Below are 20983 nucleotides of genomic sequence, written 5' to 3'. Positions count from 1 at the left end.
TTACTCCGCGCCGAAAATAGGAAGTTTAACTAGTTCAGGGGCAGCCTGACCACGTGCGATACGGATCATGTCTTTGATAGGCTTAAGGTATTCTTCACCTAGTGATTGCCACTGCTTTGCACTGTTGTCCCAAACCCATGCATTCTTTTGATCGAATGACTGAGCAACATATGCAATACGACCTAGACGTGCGAAGTCAACGTTGATATTTTTACCGTCGATTTCCAGTGAACCTTGAGAAGCTGTCATTGCAGTACCGTAAGCAGTTTCAACTGTGTATGCTTCAAGTACCTGACGATATTTCTCAGAAGTGGTTACTTTTGCGTTAGATAGTGTTTCACGTAGTCTTTCAACACGCTCTAAACGCTTTTCTGTATCAAACGGGACGTCCGCTTTGATGAATTGCTCGAGTGTATCAATCATGCGATACATCAAAGGCACAACGTCTTGCTTAGTTTTATCAACTGTTGCGATCTGACGCTCTAGAGACTCAATATTTGCATTTTGGTCCGCTACCAAACGTGCAACGTGGTCGTTGTATACTTTTAGAAGCTCTGTTTCATCTACAGTAGTACGATATTCAGCAATCATATCGATAGACTGACCGTAAATTTTATCAACTTTTTCTTGAGACTTTTGAGCAGCCTTTTGAGTTTGCTGACCTACTTTCTGTATGTCATTCAAAGGATCTGCCATCACATTGCTGCTTGCAAATGCTGCCGCGCCAAATAACGCTGAAGCTACAAGACTCTTTCTGATTTTAACAGACATAGTTCCCAACCAATTAAGTAATGTTACTTTTATAATTTTTGCACTCAACTAAAGAAGAGTACCCCGGATACCTTTTTAGAAGTATCAACCGTGCAATAATGCTAAATGCATTTGCCCATGTCAACTTCATGTTTAAAACTAATTTTGTGATAGTACTTCTAATAACTTGAAATAAAACATTGCATTAACAACAAAACAAAGAAAAAAAACTTAAATCACTTACTTTTCATACACAAAGCAACTTAATTAACAATTTATTACAGTTAAAAATTAACCAAGTCTTATTTCCATCTACATTTAAAATCATCGGTTTGGCTTTATTTTTCATTGCGTTAGAATATTTTCGCAGGAAAAAAGAATTGCATATAACACAATATTATCAGCCCCCAAAATTTTTTTTACTTTGTAAATATTCACATAACGCAATGATCTGACGACGGAATTCATCTAAAAACAGTGATAAATGATACCCGTCCACCAATCCATGATGTACCTCTATTGATACAGACAAGCTATTTTTCTCTTTGTTAAATTTACCAAAAACAACTTTAGGGATGCCTAAATTATCCCCATTATGACGAGCATGCTTGAATCCATATACCTCAAACCAAGGTAATATAGAAACATAAACTCGATCGACAGCATCACTTTGAGAGATAAATTCTTCATTTAGTAATCGCTGTTTTAGCCCTCGCTGCTTATTAGCTTGGTTCTTTGTGACAAATTCATCAATTGAATCGCAGTTTTCTAACAAAATAAATCTGAAAGTTTTGTTCTCAGCTAAGAATGTACTACTAATTGCTACGTCATCAACTTCTACAGGTGCGTTGTCCACAATTCGCAAACGCATAAAATCACATACTCTCAGTGCTTGTGTTAAGCAGTATAGATAACAATCGGAAAAAGGCAGCTTTGCCTCCTGTGCATCTGCATATAAAGAATGAGTATCAAGTGAAGTGACAATATTGAAGTTTGGGTCATCGAACTGCTGATAAAACTGAAAATGCTCAGCTCGTTCCCAAGTAGTTAGATTTATTTTTTTCATAAATACAGCAACAAAAAAAGGGCGATAATCGCCCTCTATTATAGCTGCAATACTAATCTATCACAGTCCATTTTCAATGATTTCTAATGCAAGCTCATCCGCAATAACATGGGTAGATTTTTGTTCATCATCAGAACGCTTGAATATTTCCGCCAGCGTATCGAAAATGCCTTCAACATGCTTTGTTGCTAGTGCTTCATCATAACCTTCTGGTTTTGTCTCGTAATAAACATTAATGATGCCACCCGCGTTGATAACGTAATCAGGCGCATAAAGAACACCTTTTTCACGCAGCACATCACCATGTCTCGGTTCCGCTAATTGGTTGTTAGCACAGCCAGCAATGATTGAGGCTTTGATACGAGGGATTGTTTCATCATTTACAGTCGCCCCTAAAGCGCAAGGCGCATAGACATCTACGTCTAGGTCGTAGATTTCGTCAATTGACACAGCGGTTGCGTTAAAATCGTTCACTACGCGCGCTACAGATGCTTCATTGATGTCTGTTACAAAAAGCTGTGCACCAGCTTCGTGTAAGTACTTACATAAACTATACGCAACAGCACCTAAGCCTTGAACAGCGACTTTTACACCGGATAGGTCCTGATGACCATGCTTGTGTTGATAAGCTGCTTTGATACCCAAAAACGTACCTAGCGCGGTAAATGGTGAAGGATTACCACTTTTCCCTTCAAGACCAAGTACATAATTGGTTTCTTTATGCATCATCATCACATCACCCGTTGTGATGTTTACATCTTCTGCAGAATAATAACTACCACCTAGTCTTTCTAAGTGTTTTCCAAATGCTCTGAATAATGCTTCAGATTTGACTGTTTTTGCATCGCCAATGATCACCGACTTGCCGCCTCCGAACGGAAGACGTGCCACAGCATTTTTATATGTCATGCCTTTTGAAAGACGTAAAACATCGTAAACTGCATCTTGGTCTTCTGCATAATCCCATAGGCGACAACCACCTACAGCTGGACCCAATTTAGTATTATGTACTGCGATAATCGCTTTTAAACCCGATTTTTCATCAGAACAAAACACAACTTGTTCATGGTTATCAAATTCAACTTGGTTAAATACAGCCACTTTGATTATTCTCCGATTATTGTCTGACCCTGTCAGATAGCGCTGAAATTGGCCTGACTCTACCATTAACCCATTAGTCAATCCAGCAAATGAGATGATCTAAGCCGAACACCTCACCATCTCACATAAACAATCCAACATAAACAGCCAAATGGAAGGTTTAATCCAATATAGATTAACTTATGAACATATTTAATTATAAATACCTTTTTAACTCACGCTTTCTGTTTACGTAAACGTAAACAAAGCATCCCTTGTAAGTATAAATTTACACGCCAAATATGCTTCAATTTTACTCAGTATTTTAAACTATTAAATGTTTCATATGTAACCTGTTGACTCATCACGCGTTGTATATAATATACAAAATGCCATATCGGCAAATTTAATAATAAAATTAAAAGTTCAAAAGGATATTTAAGTGAAAGTTAAATTAGTAAAAAAAGAACTTAAGACACTCTCGGATAATAATGTCAGACTAGATAAAACCATGTTTGTTGCAGGCGGGACTGGTGGTCCTCCGGGGATCCCTGGGATTACAGGTACTCCTCGATGTGCAAAAATAACTCCAGGTAGTCAAATGTGCTAATAACAGTAGCATCGGCAGGCTGAGATTAGAACAGCCTGCCCTTTGCAGTAATTAGCTTAATTTACTATCAAGCTCTTCAATTTTTGCTTTCCAGATAGCAGGCCCTTGAGTATGTGCATTTGCACCTTCACTATCTACAGCTACTGTTACAGGCATATCTTCCACTTCAAATTCATAAATTGCTTCCATACCTAAATCTTCAAAAGCAACAACGCGAGATTTCTTAATCGCTTTCGCAACTAAATAAGCAGCACCACCTACGGCCATCAAGTATACAGCCTTGTTTTGCTTGATAGACTCTACAGTTGCAGGGCCACGCTCTGCTTTGCCTATCATTCCAACAAGACCTGTCTTCTCTAACATTAAGTCAGTGAACTTATCCATACGCGTAGAAGTTGTCGGGCCAGCAGGACCTACGACCTCATCACCCACTGCATCAACAGGGCCAACGTAATAAATAAACTTATTGGTAAAGTCCACACCTTCCGGTAAGCCTTCTCCTGAATTAATCATCTCTTGCAGTCGTTTGTGCGCGGCGTCTCGACCTGTCAAGATTTTACCGGATAACAATACAGTTTCACCCATCTTCCAATCTTGGATGTCTTCTTTAGTCAATGTGTCTAAGTTTACGCGACGCGTATCTTCACCCACTTCCCATGTTACTTCTGGCCAATCTTCTAATTTTGGCGCTTTAAGATCTGCAGGACCAGATCCATCAAGCGTGAAATGTACGTGACGAGTAGCCGCACAGTTTGGGATCATAACTACAGGTTTTGATGCTGCATGAGTCGGTGCTGTTTTGATCTTTACATCAACAACCGTCGTCAAGCCACCAAGACCTTGAGCACCAATACCTAGCTTATTCGCTCTTTCAAAGATTTCTATACGTAGCTTTTCTTCCGCTGTCTCAGCACCACGCTCTTGTAAATCATGAATATCAACAGGATCCATTAGCGATTCTTTCGCCAATACAGCCGCTTTTTCTGCTGTTCCGCCAATACCAATACCAATCATGCCAGGTGGACACCAGCCCGCCCCCATCGTTGGTAACGTTTTTTCAACCCAAGCTGCCACATCATCCGACGGGTTTAACATCGCCATTTTAGTTTTATTTTCAGAACCACCGCCTTTAGCTGCGATCATCACTTCAACCTCAGCACCAGGGACTAAATCCACATGTACCACTGATGGCGTATTGTCTTTTGTATTTTTACGGCTGCCAGCAGGATCTGCAACGATTGAAGCACGCAATGGATTGTCTGGGTTTGTATATGCGCGACGTGTGCCTTCATCAACCATCTGTTGTACAGTTAAATCCGTTTTGTCCCATTTTACGTCCATGCCCACTTTTACAAAGCAGGTAACAATACCTGTATCTTGGCAAAGTGGACGCTTGCCTTCGGCTGACATCCGCGAGTTGATCAGGATTTGTGCAATTGCATCTTTAGCTGCTTTGCTTTGCTCATTGTTGTAAGCTTTTTCTAATGCTTGCACAAAATCAAGAGGATGGTAAAAAGAGATATATTGTAATGCATCTTCAATGCTATCAATAAAATCTTGCTGACGGATAATGCTCATGACGGTTCCTTTATTAGCCACTTAATCTAACTAAATGGCATGTTCTTGATAAGTAGTAATATGCTAACGAATAACCAGTAACACTGCGAGTAAGTCACAAAATATATGGGTGCCCCTATTATGCTCAACTAAACTCCAGTATGAATATGGTATATGAGTTATCACTTCACTACTCTATAGATTCATTTCTAATTATGATAACCTCCTCGCCCGTTTCGGGCTAGTTTTCAGGGTCAAGTAAATGATAAATGCACAGAATAATTGCATTGCCGTTGACATTTCACTCTCAACCGTTGAAGTTTTTGAACAAATTGCAACTCAACATCACGCTATTCTTTTAGATTCTAGTGACGCAGCGCACGAGAATAGTCGATTTGACATTATTAGCTTTGCGCCAGTACATGTACTAGAAGCTAAAAACGGGACTGTTTATATAGATGGTGTCGAACAACAACAGAGTGTATTTGAAATACTACAACATCATTTAGATGCTCTTTGTCCACAACGCATTCATGCACTGCCCTTTTGCGGCGGATGGCTTGGCTATTTTGGTTACGATTTAGGCCGGTACATAGAATCATTACCCGCGCATGCCAATTCAGATATTTCGCTTCCCGACATGTCTGCTGGCCTCTATCTTGACGCCCTGATTTACGACAATAAACAGGCGCAATGGTTTTATGTATCTCAGCCAGAGGTGAATCGTCTTGAACATTATATGACCTTAATTGCGGACAATGCCGAGCAACATCACTTTGAATTGTGTAGCGATTGGCAATCTAATATGACCAAGCAGGAATATCAAAATAAGTTTCAGCGCATTCAAGACTACCTACTAAGCGGTGATTGTTATCAAATTAACCTAGCGCAGAGGTTCAGTGCGCAGTTTCGAGGCTCTCCATGGGCAGCCTATAAAAAATTAAGACAACACAATCAGGCGCCATTTTCTGCTTATTTCAATTTAGGTAATGATGCAGCAATCGTTTCTGTATCTCCGGAGAGGTTTATCTCTGTACGCCAAAGGAAAGTTGAAACAAAACCAATAAAAGGGACATTGCCTCGCTTGCCTGACCAACAAGCTGACATTGAACAGGCGCTCAAATTAAAAAATAGCAGTAAAGATCGTGCTGAAAACGTTATGATCGTTGACTTACTTCGCAATGACTTAGGTAAAGTTGCCAAGCCAGGTTCCGTCAGCGTGCCTAAATTATTCGACATAGAAAGCTTCCCAGCTGTTCACCATCTTGTCAGCACTGTAACTTGTGAACTCGCAGAAGGTAAAAAGGCGGTGGACCAATTACACGCTGCGTTTCCTGGCGGCTCGATCACAGGAGCTCCGAAAATTAGAGCGATGGAGATAATAGAAGAACTTGAACCTCATCGCAGAAGTGCGTACTGTGGTTCTATAGGCTACCTAAGCGCCTGTGGTGATATGGATACTTCAATTACAATTCGCACATTGGTATGTGAGAAGCAAACAATCCATTGCTGGGCAGGAGGTGGGATTGTCGCCGATTCTGAGCTAGAAGCTGAGTATCAAGAAACTTATCACAAGGTCAATAAAATTTTACCAATACTGCAATGAAACTCGACCATTTAATTAGTAGCTTTAGACTGTCACCTTTTGCAACCTCCTGTACAACATTACAGGGAGTTCAAAGTGCCGTTTTGGTGCCGCTAGTTGAAGTAGAAGGCTGTGCGCACATCTTGCTTTGTAAACGCAACGCCAGCCTAAGAGCACACCCAAGCCAAATTTGTTTTCCTGGCGGAAAAGTAGAGCAGCATGATAGCTCAGTTGAAGATACAGCCCTAAGAGAAACCTTCGAGGAAATTAACCTTGATAGAGAGCAAGTCACAACGCTTGGACAGCTGCCAACGCATAGCTCCTTGAGCGGATTTCATATTACTCCGGTCGTAGCTCTAGTACAAAACTCCGCCACGTGGCAACAAACAAGTAGTGAAGTCGACAGCGTATTTACGGTTTCTTTAAGCGCTTTAATGGACCCTAAACAATGGCGGAGCTACCCTTGCCAAATCCGTGGCAACACCATAAATATCAATGGATTCATGACATCGCATGGTCTTTTATGGGGGGCCACAGCAAGCATAATAAAAAAATTAACCAAGTCGCTTTCATAAACTCATTACAATTGTCAAATTTCCGTTCAATAACGGGTTACTTCTGCAATAATTAACGTTATTATGTGCGCCCGTTCAGAGGCAATGATGAGTAAATTTTATGATTAGTGCATTCGATATGTTTAGCATCGGTATTGGGCCATCGTCTTCCCATACTGTTGGTCCAATGCGCGCTTCGCGTCTTTTTGTCAAAGATCTACAAAATAGTAAATTAATTGACGACGTCACTTCTGTCAAAGTCGAATTATTTGGCTCCCTTGGTCAAACAGGGATCGGCCATGGTTCAGGTAAAGCTGTCATATTAGGCCTTGCTGGCCATGATCCCGAAACCATCGACGCAGATCTTGTTCCAGAAATACTCGAAAAAATTGAGCAAGAGCAAGTAATCTATCTTGATCAAAAACATAAAGCTGATTTCCCAAAGCAAGGCGCTGTTGTATTTCACCGTCGAAAAACACTGCCGAAGCATTCAAATGCCATGGAAATCCAAGCATATAAAGGTGAGACACTTTTACATAGCCAGATCTACTATTCAATTGGCGGTGGGTTCATTGTCACGGATCAAGATTTTGAAGCAGAAAAGCAAGCTGCACTTGATGTGCGAGAACAAAACCCAGCGCCCTATTTGTTTGATACAGCTGAGGAGCTTTTAAACATCTGTAAGGAAACTGGGCTAAGTGTTTCTGCATTAATGATGGCTAATGAAAAAACTCTTCGCAGTGAAAGTGAAATAAAACAAGAGCTGTTCAATATTTGGCAAGTGATGAAAGCGTGTACAGAGAGGGGAATGCGTACCGAAGGGATCCTTCCTGGTGGATTAAAAGTAAAACGCCGAGCACCGAGCCTATATCTTAAACTCAATGTAGAAAACAGCAACGATCCGCTTCGAGCAATGGACTGGGTTGATTTATTTGCCCTTGCCGTAAATGAAGAGAACGCAGCTGGAGGACGAGTCGTCACCGCACCGACTAACGGTGCCGCCGGTATATTACCAGCCGTATTGATGTATTATCACACCTTCATCAAAGAAGTTGATATCGAAATTGCAACACGTTACTTACTGACAGCCGCAGCCATTGGCATCCTCTATAAAAAGAATGCTTCTATCTCGGGAGCAGAGGTTGGTTGCCAAGGTGAAGTTGGTGTCGCCTGCTCAATGGCCGCTGGTGCATTGACTGAAATCATGGGTGGCAATGTCGTTCATGTCGAAAACGCAGCTGAAATTGGTATGGAACACAACCTAGGCTTAACCTGTGACCCTGTTGGGGGATTAGTACAAGTGCCGTGTATTGAACGAAATGCTATGGGTGCAGTCAAAGCCATCAATGCCTCAAGGCTTGCTCTTCGAGGTACAGGAGAGCAAAAGGTCTCTTTGGACAAGGTCATCAAAACCATGCTAGACACAGGTAACGATATGAAGACCAAATATAAAGAAACTGCACGTGGCGGTCTTGCCGTAAATATTATTGAGTGCTAAAACAAAAAAACCCAACGCAAGTTGGGTTTTTATATTAAAGCCGCAAAGAGAAAGTCTACAAGTAGACTATTCAAAACGCGGCTTTTATTTTACCGGTAAAGTGACTTTAGCGAACAATGCATCTACATCATCTTGATTACGCATAAGGCTGGCTTTTTCAACCACATCTTTCGTCAAATGCGGCGCAAAACGCTCTATAAAGTCATACATGTAGCCTCTTAAAAAACTACCTTTTCTAAAGCCAATTTTTGTCGTGCTCGCTTCAAACAGATGGCTGGCATCAATACAGACCAAGTCTTTATCTGCAATATCGTCAACAGCCATGGTTGCCAATACGCCTACGCCCAACCCAAGTCTCACATATGTCTTAATCACATCAGCATCAGTTGCTGTAAATACAATGTGTGGCTCAAGACCATGCGCATTAAATGCTTTATCTAGTTCAGAGCGACCAGTAAAACCAAATACATAGGTTATGAGTGGGTATTTTGCTACGTCTTGTACAGTAATATTCTTGCCAAGCTGCGCTAGCGGGTGGTCTTTCGTTACCACAATGCTTCTATTCCAGTGATAACATGGCAACATGATCAAATCACCGTATAAATGGAGCGCCTCTGTTGCAATTGCAAAGTCCGCGTCACCTCTCGCAGCCGCATCTGATATTTGCTGCGGAGTACCTTGATGCATGTGTAAAGAAACAGCCGGATACTTTTGCATAAACCCTTGAATAACAGGAGGTAAAGCATATCTTGCTTGGGTATGTGTCGTTGCAATGTTTAATTTACCTTGATCAGGCAAAGTGTGTTCATTTGCAACCGCTTTGATACCTTCAACTTTTGACAAAATTTCTCTGGCAATATTGATGATCTCATTACCAGCACTGGTTACATGTGTAAGGTGCTTACCACTACGGCCAAAGATCTGCACACCCAATTCATCTTCTAGCATACGTACTTGTTTTGAAATACCTGGCTGAGAAGTGTAAAGACTTTCAGCAGTAGCAGATACATTCAAATTATGATTAAGTACTTCAACTATGTATTTCAATTGTTGTAATTTCATAACATTGTTTATTTTTTTAGTTGTTATCCAATAAGTGACTTGGTTTACGCGGAACGCCGAGTCGGATCTTTTGTAAGACTAGCATAGTTATTGGTAGCCTGATAGTAATTGTAACAATTACGCAATCATATAAGAAAAACGAATTAGAAACGTCTATACTGAAAAATGGTGTATTCAAATTCATTTACATACACCTTGTTATTAAAACTATCCAATATACAATTGTTTGATGTAATATAAAAAATTATCGCCTTGGGTAGTTTTCGTAGAGATTCGGGTATGTTTGTTTACATAATAATATTGTTGATTGTTGCTTTGGTTGTGATAGCTGTATGGATTAGTGCAATACAGCAACACAAAGAGAAACAAGAAGCAGAAAGACGCAAAGAACTAGCAAAACAAAAGCGGATAATAGAAGAGTCCGAAGATGTTCTCGTGAATAGCACAAATATCCCTATGTCTGGGGACATGCTTAGGGTGATTCAAAAACGTGTTCATGATGCGTTAGCCATGATGGTAGAACTCACCCCCACATCAAGAGAGCTTAAAAACCGACTGCACGAATCTCAAGAACGCATGAGTATGGAACCTGCTAACCTCACTGACAGTGATAAAGTCTCATTGCCCGACAACGACAAACAGCTGATTGCGCTGGTGCAAGGCATCAAAAAACTTCGCCAACTTTTACGCTCTGAACACAGTAAAGGGAAAGTAGATACTCAAGTCTTTGTAAAAGAAGACCGTCGTTTAGAGAAGATCCAACTACGCATTAACGTTGAAAGCCAGATCAAACGAGGCCTATCTGCAAAAACAGCCAATATGGTTGGCTCAGCCAGACAGTACTTTGAAAAAGCCTATGCGACCATAATGGCTGTGACCTATAGCGACGAATATGTAACTGAGAAAAAGAACCAGCTAGAGACCTACCTCAACGAAATTAGTGTTGAACTAAAGGCTTCGAATGCTTCTGCGGTTAAGAAAAAAGCAGAAAAAGAAAAGGACGATTTAGACGTCCTTTTCGCTCCGAAAAAGAAATGGTGATCAACTAAGCGCAAATTTGACGATAAATAACACAGTCAGAACCCACACACTGATGGATATATCGTCTTTTTTGTTGCAAGCCAGCTTTACCGCAGTGTAAGCAATAAAACCCAATGCTATCCCATGTGCAATTGAGAATGTTAGCGGCGTCATCAACAAAACAACGCTAACAGGGATCGCGTCTGTCATATCGTCCCAGTTCACCAGCTTCAGGTTTTGCAACATCAAAACTGCGACATACAAAATTGCACCAGCAGTTGCATATGCAGGCACCATTTTTGCCAAAGGTGCAAAAAACATCATAAGTAAAAAGCAAAAGCCCACCACCACAGCTGTGAGCCCCGTGCGTCCGCCAACAGAAACACCAGATACAGACTCGATATAAGAAGTCGTCGTAGAAGTCCCTAAAAACGAACCTGCGACTGTCGCAGTGCTGTCTGCAGATAAAGCGCGCCCTAATCTCGGCATATTTCCTTTTTCATCTGCAATGCCCGCTTTTTGAGTTACTGCGACCAAAGTACCGCTAGTATCAAACAGGTCAACAAATAAGAAAGCAAATACCACGCTCAGCATAGTAATTTCTAATGCGCCGGCAATATCTAATTGGCCTAACGTAGGCGCAATGCTCGGTGGTGCAGAAATAATGCCTTGGTACTCAACTAAACCTGCCGCCCAAGCGATAACCGTGACTAATAAAATACTGATCAATACACCACTTTTCCACTCTCTATACATTAGTGCAGTAATCACAAAAAGGCTGAAAATGGCCAACAATGGACCGGGACTGGTAATATCGCCAAGTTGCACAAAAGTGGCTGGGCTTGAAACAATAATTTCAGCATTTTTTAATGCAATCAAAGCCAAAAACGCCCCAATCCCAGTTGCTATCGCACGCTTGAGTACAACTGGAATTGCCTGAATTACCCACTCTCTAATTTTGAAAATACTTAGTAGTAAAAACAGGCACCCAGATAAGAAGACCGCCCCCAAGGCAGTTTGCCAGCTATGCCCCATACCTAAAACAACACCATACGTAAAAAATGCGTTTAACCCCATACCAGGTGCCAAAGCCAATGGGTAATTTGCAAAGAAGCCCATAATAAAACAGCCAATTGCAGCGGCTAAACAAGTGGCAACGAACGCTGCACCATGATCAATCCCGGCTTCAGCCAACATGGCCGGGTTAACAAATACAATATAAACCATGGTAATAAATGTAGTGAGCCCTGCCACGACCTCCGTTTTTACATTGGTCTGTAGCGCTTTGAGAGAAAATAGTTTTTCTAGCATGTCTTTGTATTTTAAATAGAAACGAGGGAGGCAATTTTACCATATTTCCTCGTCATTAACGGACAAATAAACTAAAAATCAGCTACAATGAAAACTAAGTTGTAATAAGTGAAGAGAGTATGAAAAGCAATCAATCTACAAAAGCTTATGGCGGAGACCTCGAGCAACAACTATTCAATGTACTCGAATTTGTCACCCAAGAACCAGACCCCAAACACAGCTGGCCAAAGGCACAAGATCCAGAACAAGCTTATAAAAAAGGCCTTTATTACATCAAAGAAAAGCAGTATCCGCTTGCCGCTAAGTGGATGAGATTGGCAGCGATGTCTGGTGATAACAAAGCACAATTTTATTTGGGCTTGTTATTTATAAAAGGCCAAGGCGTGCCTAAAAGTGTTTTTCACGGTGTCGCTTGGTTAAGCTTAGCGCAGAGTCAAGGCAATAGCGCGGCATTAAGTACTCTCAATGAAGTCCGCCCTCACCTGACAACAAAACGTTATATAGATGCACAGTGCTATGCTGCTACTTTATTTGAACAAATCCATCAGCAAATGCATTTTGGGGCAAGCCCAGAGTAGCTTCAGGTATTAACAAGTCGAAGTGAACAAAAAAACACCAAATAAAACTTGATTAAAACCACTGTATGAAATACTGTATACATACTGTATAAAGAATCAGTGGTCTAATCATGTTACCAATCACACCCAATGTAAAAACGCAATCGAGCAGCATTAGTCATGCCAGTAGTTTGAATATCTTGGATGCATACGATGAAACAACCACCAGTAATGAACTTTTAAAAATCTTATATCGTTGCAATTCAAAAGCCGGCTGGACACTTTTGATAGCACCAGATCAGGTTTTCAGTAAATCTATGTTAGATGGCTACAATATTGATGTTAATAAGCTACTAGTGCTTAAGCAAAAGGATCTGATAAACTTAGAGCACACACTGGATAGCGCTTTGTCCAATGGTAATTTTGCAGCTGTCATCACTTGGCCTGGTATTTTGACGAAAAAGCAAATTGAATATCGTAGCCTAAATCACTCTAAAACAGCACTGTACTGCTTTAAAGACTTTGCTCAATTGCCACTATCAAAGCTCACACACTAACTATATAGGTCATTTATGTGTTTTTGTGGTAACACACAAGCCTTTGAGCAATGCTGCAAGCCATTTATTAAAGGACAGTCTATTCCTCACCAATCTGAACAGCTAATGCGCTCTCGTTATAGTGCATACTGTACAAAGGAATGTGAGTATATTTTAAATACGTATGCATCAAAAACACGCAGCGAGCACACAGTCGAAGATATACTCATGTTCGCTCAGCAAGTTAAGTTTGTTCATTTGGATGTTATTGAAACTGATCAAGATGACCAATATCAATATGTAGAATTCAAAGCAGCGTATTTAGAAGGGGTGCAGCTGAGCGTGTTGCACGAACGCTCCAGATTTGTAAAAGAGAATGGCGCATGGCTATATCTTGACGGCGCTCTTTACCCTGAAGAAAGTAAAAAAGTAAGCCGAAACGATCCTTGTCCCTGCTTAAGTGGGAAAAAGTTCAAGAAATGTCACGGATAACCTGCATTCAGCCTGAAGTGGCGTTACCTCACCAATGCCACTTTCGAGATTTAATCAGCACTCCCTATCTTATCAGAATCATAATAAAGCGATTATACAGCCACATTTAATTGAGACTGCATTTCTCCACTGGCCAACTGATCATAAAACCCGGCAGCATCTATTTCTCTTTCTTTAACCTCAATTTCAGGATGCTTTTGTTTATATAGTTTTGCTTTCACTGCCGGCTCTAGGTTTTCCATGACGTTTAAAGGGATATGCGTTTTATCATCACGAATATGAAATGGTTCAGGGTCAAGACACTCATTTAGCTTGATGTCTTCTAACCCACCATCTTTCACAAAATAACGGTTGTATTGTCCAATTAAAAAATCAAACTCTTCAGGTGCCAAAGGCTGCTTCGGGCCTACTTGTAACTCTTTTCGCAATGCCTCTTCAGACTTATCAGCTTCGTCAACAGCACTTCGTGGTAAGTCAAACTGGCTAAAATCCAATGCATCTTGTGATAATGCACTTAATAGCAGAGCAAAATCGCTTCTACGCGATTCATGGACACTCAAACTCAACGCATTGCCTAACTGCGCTTCTTTGAGTAACAATTGTTCTATCTGCATGGATTTTCGCCAAAATTTTCAAAGTCTGAAAATTTATCGGCATTTTTTGAAAAAACTTTAGGACATTTCTTTACTTCGTCAAAAACTTTGTTATTATCAGCGCCGTTGTTGAGGAGGGGTTCCCGAGCGGCCAAAGGGATCAGACTGTAAATCTGACGGCTCAGCCTTCGCTGGTTCGAATCCAGCTCCCTCCACCATCAACGACAAAGTACAATTGGAGGGGTTCCCGAGCGGCCAAAGGGATCAGACTGTAAATCTGACGGCTCAGCCTTCGCTGGTTCGAATCCAGCTCCCTCCACCACTTTGTACTTGAAAATCTGTTATGGAGGGGTTCCCGAGCGGCCAAAGGGATCAGACTGTAAATCTGACGGCTCAGCCTTCGCTGGTTCGAATCCAGCTCCCTCCACCACTTCCTTTTTATCTTAATTTAATTTCTTTACATCTTCATTTCATTTTTAGTATCTACAGGATAATCTTCATTTCCTGCTTCAAATATGCCTTTGCTTTTTCAAATTCAGGATTATAACGCCCTACAATACGCCAGAATGCCTGATTGTGCGCCATGACATGATAATGCGCGAGCTCATGCACTATCACATAATCAATAACCCATTTAGGTGCACTCAATAAAGCACTGTTGAAAGCTAATACACCTTTACTAGAAAGGCTGCCCCACCGCCGTTTATAAAAGCGTACTTTTAGGGTTTTATATTCCGACCCCATCAAAGCCTGATAGTAAGGTAATCTTGCATGTAAATAGGCTTCAAGTTCAACCTTAAACAAATCATATATTTCTCCAATGTGGTTATCTCTGTGCTGTTGCATTGATGATTCTATATAGATGCAATGGTATTGGTGATCAATATAGCCAGACGAATGCCCATAACAAACCGTGTAGTGCTCTCCATAGATTGCCACTTTTTCTATTGGTGTTTGCTTACATGGTAAAGAATCTGCTACCAAACGCTGTTTTTGAGCAACCCAGCTTTGCTTTGAGCTCAGCCAACCCTGTAACCAGTTTTCACAAATCCCCTCAGGCGCATAAACGACAACTCCGTCCGGTTTTACTTTAATTGCAACTGTCTTTCTTCGTCGACTGAGCTTAAGTTGGTAATTGAAATTCATAGTAAATTTATTGCTTTTTCATCTATCAATCTAATTTGCTGCTAACCTTTATACTTATTACGGAAAAAACAGGCTGCCATGAACAATAAACCTAAATGTCAGTATACATCTCCTGATGGACACAAGTGTCAAGAAATAGACATGGGCTCTGGATATTGTTTTTGGCACGATGCCAAATTCGACAAAAGTGGATTAGAGCTATCTCACAAACTCGAACGTTATGCCAAAAAAGGGGGGTTACTGCAAGGGCTTGAGCTGAAAAGAGCTAATTTGGAAGGACTAAACCTCGTTAAGTTCAATGATCACAACGGCTATGACCTATCGTATAGCAACTTTTATAGAGCGAACTTACACGGTGCTCACCTCTTTAACAGTACAATTCAAAATGCATCTTTAATGAAAGCGGACTTAAGGGATGCGAACCTACACTGTTGCAAGTTAGAAAACACCAATATTCTTGGAGTGAAATTGAATGCAACTAGAATTGATAACCTCGTATTGGGCGACAAGCTCTTACAAGAAAAACAAGCCATTGAGGCAACCAAACAAAAAAATATAGAGGAAGCGCAAGATTTATATTTACAAAGCGAAGAGATATACAGATTACTAAGAAAAGGTGCTGAACAGCAGGGTTTGTTTGAGATGGCAGGAAAGTATACTTATAGCGAGTTGCGCATGCGCCATGCACAATACCCAACCTATTCAAAAAAGCGCTTAGTATCGAGCTTTATCGACATGTTATGCGGATATGGGGAAAAACCAGAAAATGTAATTCGCTTTAGCTTAGGTATGATTTTATTGTGTGCTCTTTGTTATTTTATGCTGGGTATTAATTACAACGGCGAAATTATTCAATTTTCGACCAATGCGCCCCTCAAACAAAACCTTCATTCAATGCTGAATTGCTTCTATTTTAGCGTTGTTACATTTACTACCTTAGGGTATGGGGATATCACACCGGTTGGTATTACTCGCCTAATAGCGACCATAGAAGCTTTTATTGGCAGCTTTTCATTGGCGCTATTCGTCGTTGTATTCGTTAAAAGAATGACTAGGTAGCTTCTACCTAGTCATTCGAAATTTCACGCCCTAACTCCCTCAAGAACAGTTGCATAAACTCTGTGCGCCTCTGGGCTTCTTTTTTTGCCGCCTCAGTATGCATCTGCGACTCAATGTGCAGCAACTTCACAAAGAAATGATCAATAGTATAACTTTTATCATCTGGCTCTCTTTTCTCACAAAACGGGTCTTCGGTATGATATAGGTGTCTAGCTATTGCGCCGCCGACTTTCATACAACGGCTCACACCTATTGCCCCTAATGCATCCATTCTGTCAGCATCTTGTACGATTTGTGCTTCGAGTGTCGTTGGCGACACGTTCGCACTGAAACTGTGTGCAACGATTGCGTGATATATTCCTTCTAATTTGTCTTCAGGGTAGCCGATTTCAATCAAAAACCGTTCTGCTTTGTCGGCAGCCATTTTTGACGCAAATGCTCGATCTGGGTGATTTTTTGCAACAGCGACACAGTCATGTAACCAAGCTGCTGGTATTACAACCTCTAGGTCGGCCCCCTCTTCTATCGCTAACTGTTTTGCAGTTTTCACAACCCTCTGTATATGCGAAAGGTCATGTGCTGTGTCAGCAAAGGGTGTATCAAGCATAAATTCCTTAAATGCTGCTTCAAACTTATTCATATTTTCCATCATTTTTACTTAAACCTTCTGCTTCACATTGTATGTTGGAACCCCCTTCACTAAAATGACAGGATTCTACTTAGTAAGGAATTTATATGTCTTGCGCGCTGTATTTACAACCCGGCCGAGAAAAATCTCTTAAAAGAAAACACCCATGGATATTCTCCAAAGCAATTAAAAAGATCAAAGGTAAACCCGGACTTGGAGATATCGTAAAAATCTACAGTCACGATGGGCAATACTTGGCTACCGCAGCATATAGTCCAAGCTCTCAGATCCGCGCACGGATCTGGAGTTTCGATGAAAGCGAACAAATTGACCAAGCATTTTTTAAACGCCGCTTAGCACGTGCATTAGCAGTAAGAGACTATGCAATATCAGAAGGAGGTCTGACCGGCTTTAGGCTGAGCGCAGCTGAATCTGATGGACTACCCGGTATTACTATTGATAAGTTTGACAATTATTTGGTATGTCAGCTTCTGAGTGCGGGTGCCGAAAGGCATAAAGGTGAAATTGTTGCAGCTTTACGTGAACTATTTCCCGATTGTCATGTCTATGAACGCTCCGACGTTGATGTACGGAAAAAAGAAGGCCTTGAGAAGATCACAGGTGTGCTGCACGGAGATGCGCCACATGCACCTGTGCTGATTGAAGAAAACGGCCTCAAGTTGGAAGTCGATATTATCGGTGGGCATAAAACAGGTTTTTATCTCGACCAACGTGACAGCCGTGCTGCACTAGAGCGTTTCTCCAAAGGTAAAAGTGTACTGAATTGTTTTTGTTATACCGGTACGTTTAGCCTTTACGCACTCAGAGGTGGCTGTGATGAAGTAATTAATGTCGATGTATCGCAACCAGCACTAGACACTGCCAGAAGAAATGTAGAGCATAACAATCTAGATCTGAGTAAAGTAGATTTTGTCAAAAAAGATGTCTTTAAATTGCTCAGAGAGTACCGAGATGAAGGCAGGCAGTTTGATACCATCGTTATGGATCCACCGAAGTTTGCAGAAAGTAAAGCACAGCTTACGGGTGCATGTAGAGGGTACAAAGATATCAATATGCTTGCTATGCAGCTATTAAAACCCGGTGGTACATTATTAACCTTCTCATGCTCAGGTCTAATGGACCAAAACCTATTTCAAAAAGTCGTTGCAGATGCAGCACTTGATGCTGGTAAAGACCTAATGATAATGGAAAGGCTCAACCAAGCTGCCGACCACCCCATCGCGGGGTTTTATCCTGAAGGTTTCTACCTTAAAGGGCTTATTTGTAAAGTCTATTAAATAAAAAGGGAGCCAGTGGCTCCCTTTTTATTTCAATATTAGTAACTGCCCGTCAATGTGACACCTGAGTAAGCATTGTACCCGCGTAACATGATGTGATACGTCGCGTCTCCTCCAGTGTTTGTTAGGCTGCACGTTTCAGCATTGCCATTACGGTATGGTCTGCAATCATAGGTGCTTGTTGTTGGTGCAGCGCCTTTTCTCACATATAGGTCAGCATCACCTGAACCACCTGATATTTGAACATTAACAGTCGCATTAGCTGGCACGTCAATCGTATATGCAACCTCACTACCAGAAGCACCAGACAAGTTAGTCACAGGTACACCATTGCTCAAACAGTTGTTACCACAACCGCCACCATCTCCAGCTGTGCTTGCGACTAAGCTAGCACCGGAGTATGCACTGTAGCCGTGTAGCATGATATACCAGTCGCCTGCAACAGGGTTATTAAAGGTACAAACTTCTTCATTACCACTTTTGTAAGGACGACAAGAGTAACTGCTTTGAGTCGGCTGTTGACCTTGTTGGACATAAAGATCTGCGTCACCTGTACCACCAGAGAGTTTCACTGTTAACGTGGTTTTGCCCGCAGGTACTTTGAATAAATAATTTGATTCTTCACCGTTAGCTCCACTTGCATTTACTGCAACACCATCATCAAGCTCAGGTAACGGCGGTGGTGGAGGTGGTGGCGTTGAGTCTGCTAGCGAGAATAGTAATTCATTTGGAGAACCACTCTTCGCATCACTGACCTTATTTTTAGAGCTACGAGAACTGAGTAAAGAGTCGATCTGGCTAGGTGTCAGTGATGGATTTTCATCTAGGTATAGAGCAACAACACCAGCTACATGCGGTGCGGCCATTGACGTGCCGCTGATTGTGTTTGTTGCTGAATCTGAATTATACCAAGCTGACTTAATGCTAGAACCAGGTGCATAGATATCTAGACAATTACCGTAGTTCGAGAAGCTTGAGCGAGCATCAGAGCTAGTTGTAGAGCCCACAGTTACAGCATCTGCTGCACGTGCTGGCGAATAGTTACATGCACTGCTGTTATCATTACCAGCGGCAACCACGAAAGTCACACCAGACGCCACCGCTGCATTTACAGCATCATCAACAGCCTGAGATACACCACCACCTAAACTCATATTTGCGACAGATGGACCACTTGCATTGTTCTTAACCCAGTCAATGCCAGAGATCACCCCTGAATATGAACCAGAACCATTACATCCTAAAACACGCACACCTACTACGTTAACGTTTTTAGCTACACCATAAGCACCACCGCCAATCGTCCCAGCAACGTGAGTACCGTGGCCATTACAGTCACTAGAGTCTGCGTCATTATCAACAAAGTCATAACCATGGCTTGCGCGGCCACCAAACTCTGCGTGTGTGATACGAACGCCCGTATCGATTACATATGCCGTTACACCGCTACCATCAAAGTCATAGTGATAGTTGCTGTTTAGAGGCAAGTCTCTTTGATCGACTCTATCTAAGCCCCAGATTGCATTGCCTTGATCTGCGCTAGCATCAACCATTGGAGTAACAGTTACAATTTGGTCTTGCTCAATGTAGTCAATACTCGGATTGCTTAGTAGTTCTTGTACTTTCTGTTTTGAAGCTGTAACTACAACACCATTTAAAACACCATCAAAATGCTGAGTGACCTGCACATTATGCTGAGTGCTCAAAGCTTGAGCTTGACTCGCTGCATAGTTAGAAATGGCAGCACTACTCGAAGCATTCATAACGGCCGGCGTTTTAAAGACCACAATATACTGATCTTCAATTGCACTGTTTTGGTCAACAGACATCAGCTCAGCTTGTGCTAAGCAGCTGCCTGAAAGACCCGCCAAGACCGCAAATGCTAGTGTGTTTAATTTACGCATACTTGTTCCTTTATTATGTCATTTGGTTAATTTCCAATCAAAATGTAGCGCAAATGTAGAATTAATAAACAATTTATTTAACTTAAATTTAACCAAAAACCCTTCTTTTTGTAAGCTAAAATTTACAACAGCAAGTTTTATTCATTAATATCAATTCTTAAACAAACTTAATTCAAGTTGAGTGATTGCAATAGTTAAACCTTATACCCGGAAAGGAAAAAACCTTATTTTAAGTATTTTTTTCAATCATTTATACGAAAATAAAGTAAGCATCTTACAACCACTATACATTTAAAAGTTAATAGCAATAGTGCGCTAAACCGTTAACAACTCAAGGTTAGATAGTTTTCAAATAAAATCAGAGTGATTTTATTTCACTTTCTCTCACCTCCTAATTGGACGACTTATTCTAGTTGTTACAAATTAGCGACCCTCATACACTTGGAGTATTACAATAAGCATTGCAAATATCTCTTAATCGCACACATAGGAACAAAAAGCTATCGACTACTATCCGGTTCTTGTAGTGAAAATTGTAACGACAGCGAACGCAGTGAGCACGGTTCTTTTGCGCAAGGTGAATATCGTGCAAAATGTAACGTCTGCGAGCGAAGTGAGTGCGTTCAGTTTGCGCAAGGTGAAATGAGCTGTTTTGATAGTTGCTAAGGCTACCACCT

Annotated in this window: 21 protein-coding genes and 3 tRNA genes; 13 read left to right on the top strand and 11 right to left on the bottom strand. The window is 41.2% G+C overall.

From position 1 onward, the window contains the following. The 3 genes from N483_RS10330 to N483_RS10320 all read right to left on the bottom strand — a co-directional run bounded on the left by N483_RS10330 (position 1) and on the right by N483_RS10320 (position 2917). On the bottom strand, positions 1–771 hold the full coding sequence (locus tag N483_RS10330) for a DUF3450 domain-containing protein (RefSeq protein WP_023402253.1): 771 nt from the start codon (positions 769–771) through the stop codon (positions 1–3). Between the two features lie 379 nt (positions 772–1150). Then, entirely contained in the window at positions 1151–1816 is a 666-nt protein-coding gene (locus N483_RS10325; RefSeq protein ID WP_023402254.1) for a CatA-like O-acetyltransferase, read from the bottom strand. Positions 1817–1876: 60 nt separating this feature from the next. Continuing rightward, positions 1877–2917 carry a Leu/Phe/Val dehydrogenase gene (locus tag N483_RS10320; protein ID WP_023402255.1) on the bottom strand — a complete coding sequence of 347 codons (1041 nt, stop codon included), beginning with the start codon at positions 2915–2917 and terminating at the stop codon, positions 1877–1879. 421 nt (positions 2918–3338) lie between these two features. Between N483_RS10320 and N483_RS26955 the strand changes: the two genes are divergently transcribed. Next, positions 3339–3506 carry a hypothetical protein gene (locus tag N483_RS26955; RefSeq protein ID WP_023402256.1) on the top strand — a complete coding sequence of 56 codons (168 nt, stop codon included), beginning with the start codon at positions 3339–3341 and terminating at the stop codon, positions 3504–3506. A gap of 51 nt (positions 3507–3557) precedes the next feature. Here N483_RS26955 and N483_RS10315 read toward each other — a convergent pair whose 3' ends face one another. Further along, positions 3558–5084, bottom strand: a complete 1527-nt coding sequence (locus tag N483_RS10315; RefSeq protein ID WP_023402257.1) for a fumarate hydratase — start codon at positions 5082–5084, stop codon at positions 3558–3560. 241 nt (positions 5085–5325) lie between these two features. On the opposite strand from N483_RS10315, the gene pabB reads away from it, so the two are divergent. The 3 genes from pabB (at position 5326) to N483_RS10300 (ending at position 8700) form a co-directional block, all read left to right on the top strand. After that, positions 5326–6669 carry an aminodeoxychorismate synthase component I gene (pabB, locus tag N483_RS10310; protein WP_023402258.1) on the top strand — a complete coding sequence of 448 codons (1344 nt, stop codon included), beginning with the start codon at positions 5326–5328 and terminating at the stop codon, positions 6667–6669. Continuing rightward, positions 6666–7223, top strand: coding sequence for a CoA pyrophosphatase (locus N483_RS10305; protein ID WP_023402259.1), 558 nt, complete (start codon positions 6666–6668; stop codon positions 7221–7223). Before pabB ends, N483_RS10305 begins: the two co-directional genes overlap by 4 nt. 100 nt (positions 7224–7323) lie before the next feature. Further along, positions 7324–8700 (top strand): L-serine ammonia-lyase, encoded by a 1377-nt coding sequence (locus N483_RS10300; RefSeq protein WP_023402260.1) that lies wholly within the window; start codon positions 7324–7326, stop codon positions 8698–8700. Between the two features lie 84 nt (positions 8701–8784). On the opposite strand, the gene cysB is transcribed toward N483_RS10300, so the two are convergent. After that, positions 8785–9762 carry an HTH-type transcriptional regulator CysB gene (cysB, locus tag N483_RS10295; protein ID WP_023402261.1) on the bottom strand — a complete coding sequence of 326 codons (978 nt, stop codon included), beginning with the start codon at positions 9760–9762 and terminating at the stop codon, positions 8785–8787. 279 nt (positions 9763–10041) lie between these two features. Between cysB and N483_RS10290 the strand changes: the two genes are divergently transcribed. Then, the gene (locus tag N483_RS10290; protein ID WP_023402263.1) at positions 10042–10803 is read left to right on the top strand and encodes a hypothetical protein; all 762 of its coding nucleotides are present in this window, start codon (positions 10042–10044) and stop codon (positions 10801–10803) included. Here the strand turns inward: N483_RS10290 and N483_RS10285 are convergent, their stop codons facing one another. Continuing rightward, positions 10804–12093 carry an NCS2 family permease gene (locus tag N483_RS10285; protein WP_023402264.1) on the bottom strand — a complete coding sequence of 430 codons (1290 nt, stop codon included), beginning with the start codon at positions 12091–12093 and terminating at the stop codon, positions 10804–10806. It lies immediately after the preceding gene. A gap of 119 nt (positions 12094–12212) precedes the next feature. Between N483_RS10285 and N483_RS10280 the strand changes: the two genes are divergently transcribed. The 3 genes from N483_RS10280 to N483_RS10270 all read left to right on the top strand — a co-directional run bounded on the left by N483_RS10280 (position 12213) and on the right by N483_RS10270 (position 13678). Next, a complete protein-coding gene (locus tag N483_RS10280; RefSeq protein ID WP_023402265.1) occupies positions 12213–12671 on the top strand; it encodes a tetratricopeptide repeat protein in 459 nt (152 codons plus the stop codon). A 110-nt stretch (positions 12672–12781) separates the two neighbouring features. Beyond that, positions 12782–13207: a SulA-like leucine-rich domain-containing protein gene (locus N483_RS10275; protein WP_023402266.1), complete on the top strand. Its 426-nt coding sequence runs from the start codon at positions 12782–12784 to the stop codon at positions 13205–13207. Between the two features lie 15 nt (positions 13208–13222). Further along, positions 13223–13678 (top strand): YchJ family protein, encoded by a 456-nt coding sequence (locus N483_RS10270; RefSeq protein WP_023402267.1) that lies wholly within the window; start codon positions 13223–13225, stop codon positions 13676–13678. A gap of 92 nt (positions 13679–13770) precedes the next feature. On the opposite strand, the gene N483_RS10265 is transcribed toward N483_RS10270, so the two are convergent. After that, positions 13771–14292 (bottom strand): VC2046/SO_2500 family protein, encoded by a 522-nt coding sequence (locus tag N483_RS10265; protein WP_023402268.1) that lies wholly within the window; start codon positions 14290–14292, stop codon positions 13771–13773. 112 nt (positions 14293–14404) lie between these two features. Between N483_RS10265 and N483_RS10260 the strand changes: the two genes are divergently transcribed. The 3 genes from N483_RS10260 to N483_RS10250 all read left to right on the top strand — a co-directional run bounded on the left by N483_RS10260 (position 14405) and on the right by N483_RS10250 (position 14701). Further along, positions 14405–14489 (top strand) — tRNA-Tyr (locus N483_RS10260). A 19-nt stretch (positions 14490–14508) separates the two neighbouring features. After that, a tRNA-Tyr gene (locus N483_RS10255) sits at positions 14509–14593 on the top strand. A 23-nt stretch (positions 14594–14616) separates the two neighbouring features. Continuing rightward, positions 14617–14701: transfer RNA gene (locus N483_RS10250), tRNA-Tyr, on the top strand. A 53-nt stretch (positions 14702–14754) separates the two neighbouring features. On the opposite strand, the gene N483_RS10245 is transcribed toward N483_RS10250, so the two are convergent. Then, complete coding sequence (locus N483_RS10245; RefSeq protein ID WP_023402269.1) at positions 14755–15417, bottom strand: M48 family metallopeptidase; 663 nt, start codon at positions 15415–15417, stop codon at positions 14755–14757. Between the two features lie 78 nt (positions 15418–15495). Here N483_RS10245 and N483_RS10240 point away from each other — a divergent pair, with 78 nt between their 5' ends. Further along, positions 15496–16476: an ion channel gene (locus N483_RS10240; RefSeq protein WP_023402270.1), complete on the top strand. Its 981-nt coding sequence runs from the start codon at positions 15496–15498 to the stop codon at positions 16474–16476. Positions 16477–16483: 7 nt separating this feature from the next. On the opposite strand, the gene N483_RS10235 is transcribed toward N483_RS10240, so the two are convergent. Further along, the gene (locus N483_RS10235) at positions 16484–17116 is read right to left on the bottom strand and encodes an HD domain-containing protein (protein ID WP_231105442.1); all 633 of its coding nucleotides are present in this window, start codon (positions 17114–17116) and stop codon (positions 16484–16486) included. Between the two features lie 95 nt (positions 17117–17211). Between N483_RS10235 and N483_RS10230 the strand changes: the two genes are divergently transcribed. Continuing rightward, complete coding sequence (locus N483_RS10230; protein WP_023402272.1) at positions 17212–18402, top strand: class I SAM-dependent methyltransferase; 1191 nt, start codon at positions 17212–17214, stop codon at positions 18400–18402. A 38-nt stretch (positions 18403–18440) separates the two neighbouring features. Here N483_RS10230 and N483_RS10225 read toward each other — a convergent pair whose 3' ends face one another. After that, positions 18441–20306: a S8 family peptidase gene (locus N483_RS10225; protein WP_023402273.1), complete on the bottom strand. Its 1866-nt coding sequence runs from the start codon at positions 20304–20306 to the stop codon at positions 18441–18443. Between the two features lie 433 nt (positions 20307–20739). Beyond that, positions 20740–20983, bottom strand: a 244-nt coding sequence (locus N483_RS27480) for a hypothetical protein (protein WP_231105441.1), incomplete at its 5' end; no start/stop codon positions are given.

The organism is Pseudoalteromonas luteoviolacea NCIMB 1944 (assembly GCF_001625565.1).
GTDB lineage: Bacteria > Pseudomonadota > Gammaproteobacteria > Enterobacterales > Alteromonadaceae > Pseudoalteromonas > Pseudoalteromonas luteoviolacea_F.
This window is presented reverse-complemented; position numbering and strand designations above follow the sequence as displayed.

Coding starts and splice junctions, on each gene's coding strand:
- N483_RS10330 (WP_023402253.1), bottom strand. CDS start 771: ATGTCTGTTAAAATCAGAAAGAGTCTTGTAGCTTCAGCGTTATTTGGC.
- N483_RS10325 (WP_023402254.1), bottom strand. CDS start 1,816: ATGAAAAAAATAAATCTAACTACTTGGGAACGAGCTGAGCATTTTCAG.
- N483_RS10315 (WP_023402257.1), bottom strand. CDS start 5,084: ATGAGCATTATCCGTCAGCAAGATTTTATTGATAGCATTGAAGATGCA.
- pabB (WP_023402258.1), top strand. CDS start 5,326: ATGATAAATGCACAGAATAATTGCATTGCCGTTGACATTTCACTCTCA.
- N483_RS10305 (WP_023402259.1), top strand. CDS start 6,666: ATGAAACTCGACCATTTAATTAGTAGCTTTAGACTGTCACCTTTTGCA.
- N483_RS10300 (WP_023402260.1), top strand. CDS start 7,324: ATGATTAGTGCATTCGATATGTTTAGCATCGGTATTGGGCCATCGTCT.
- cysB (WP_023402261.1), bottom strand. CDS start 9,762: ATGAAATTACAACAATTGAAATACATAGTTGAAGTACTTAATCATAAT.
- N483_RS10290 (WP_023402263.1), top strand. CDS start 10,042: ATGTTTGTTTACATAATAATATTGTTGATTGTTGCTTTGGTTGTGATA.
- N483_RS10285 (WP_023402264.1), bottom strand. CDS start 12,093: ATGCTAGAAAAACTATTTTCTCTCAAAGCGCTACAGACCAATGTAAAA.
- N483_RS10280 (WP_023402265.1), top strand. CDS start 12,213: ATGAAAAGCAATCAATCTACAAAAGCTTATGGCGGAGACCTCGAGCAA.
- N483_RS10275 (WP_023402266.1), top strand. CDS start 12,782: ATGTTACCAATCACACCCAATGTAAAAACGCAATCGAGCAGCATTAGT.
- N483_RS10270 (WP_023402267.1), top strand. CDS start 13,223: ATGTGTTTTTGTGGTAACACACAAGCCTTTGAGCAATGCTGCAAGCCA.
- N483_RS10265 (WP_023402268.1), bottom strand. CDS start 14,292: ATGCAGATAGAACAATTGTTACTCAAAGAAGCGCAGTTAGGCAATGCG.
- N483_RS10245 (WP_023402269.1), bottom strand. CDS start 15,417: ATGAATTTCAATTACCAACTTAAGCTCAGTCGACGAAGAAAGACAGTT.
- N483_RS10240 (WP_023402270.1), top strand. CDS start 15,496: ATGAACAATAAACCTAAATGTCAGTATACATCTCCTGATGGACACAAG.
- N483_RS10235 (WP_231105442.1), bottom strand. CDS start 17,116: ATGAATAAGTTTGAAGCAGCATTTAAGGAATTTATGCTTGATACACCC.
- N483_RS10230 (WP_023402272.1), top strand. CDS start 17,212: ATGTCTTGCGCGCTGTATTTACAACCCGGCCGAGAAAAATCTCTTAAA.
- N483_RS10225 (WP_023402273.1), bottom strand. CDS start 20,306: ATGCGTAAATTAAACACACTAGCATTTGCGGTCTTGGCGGGTCTTTCA.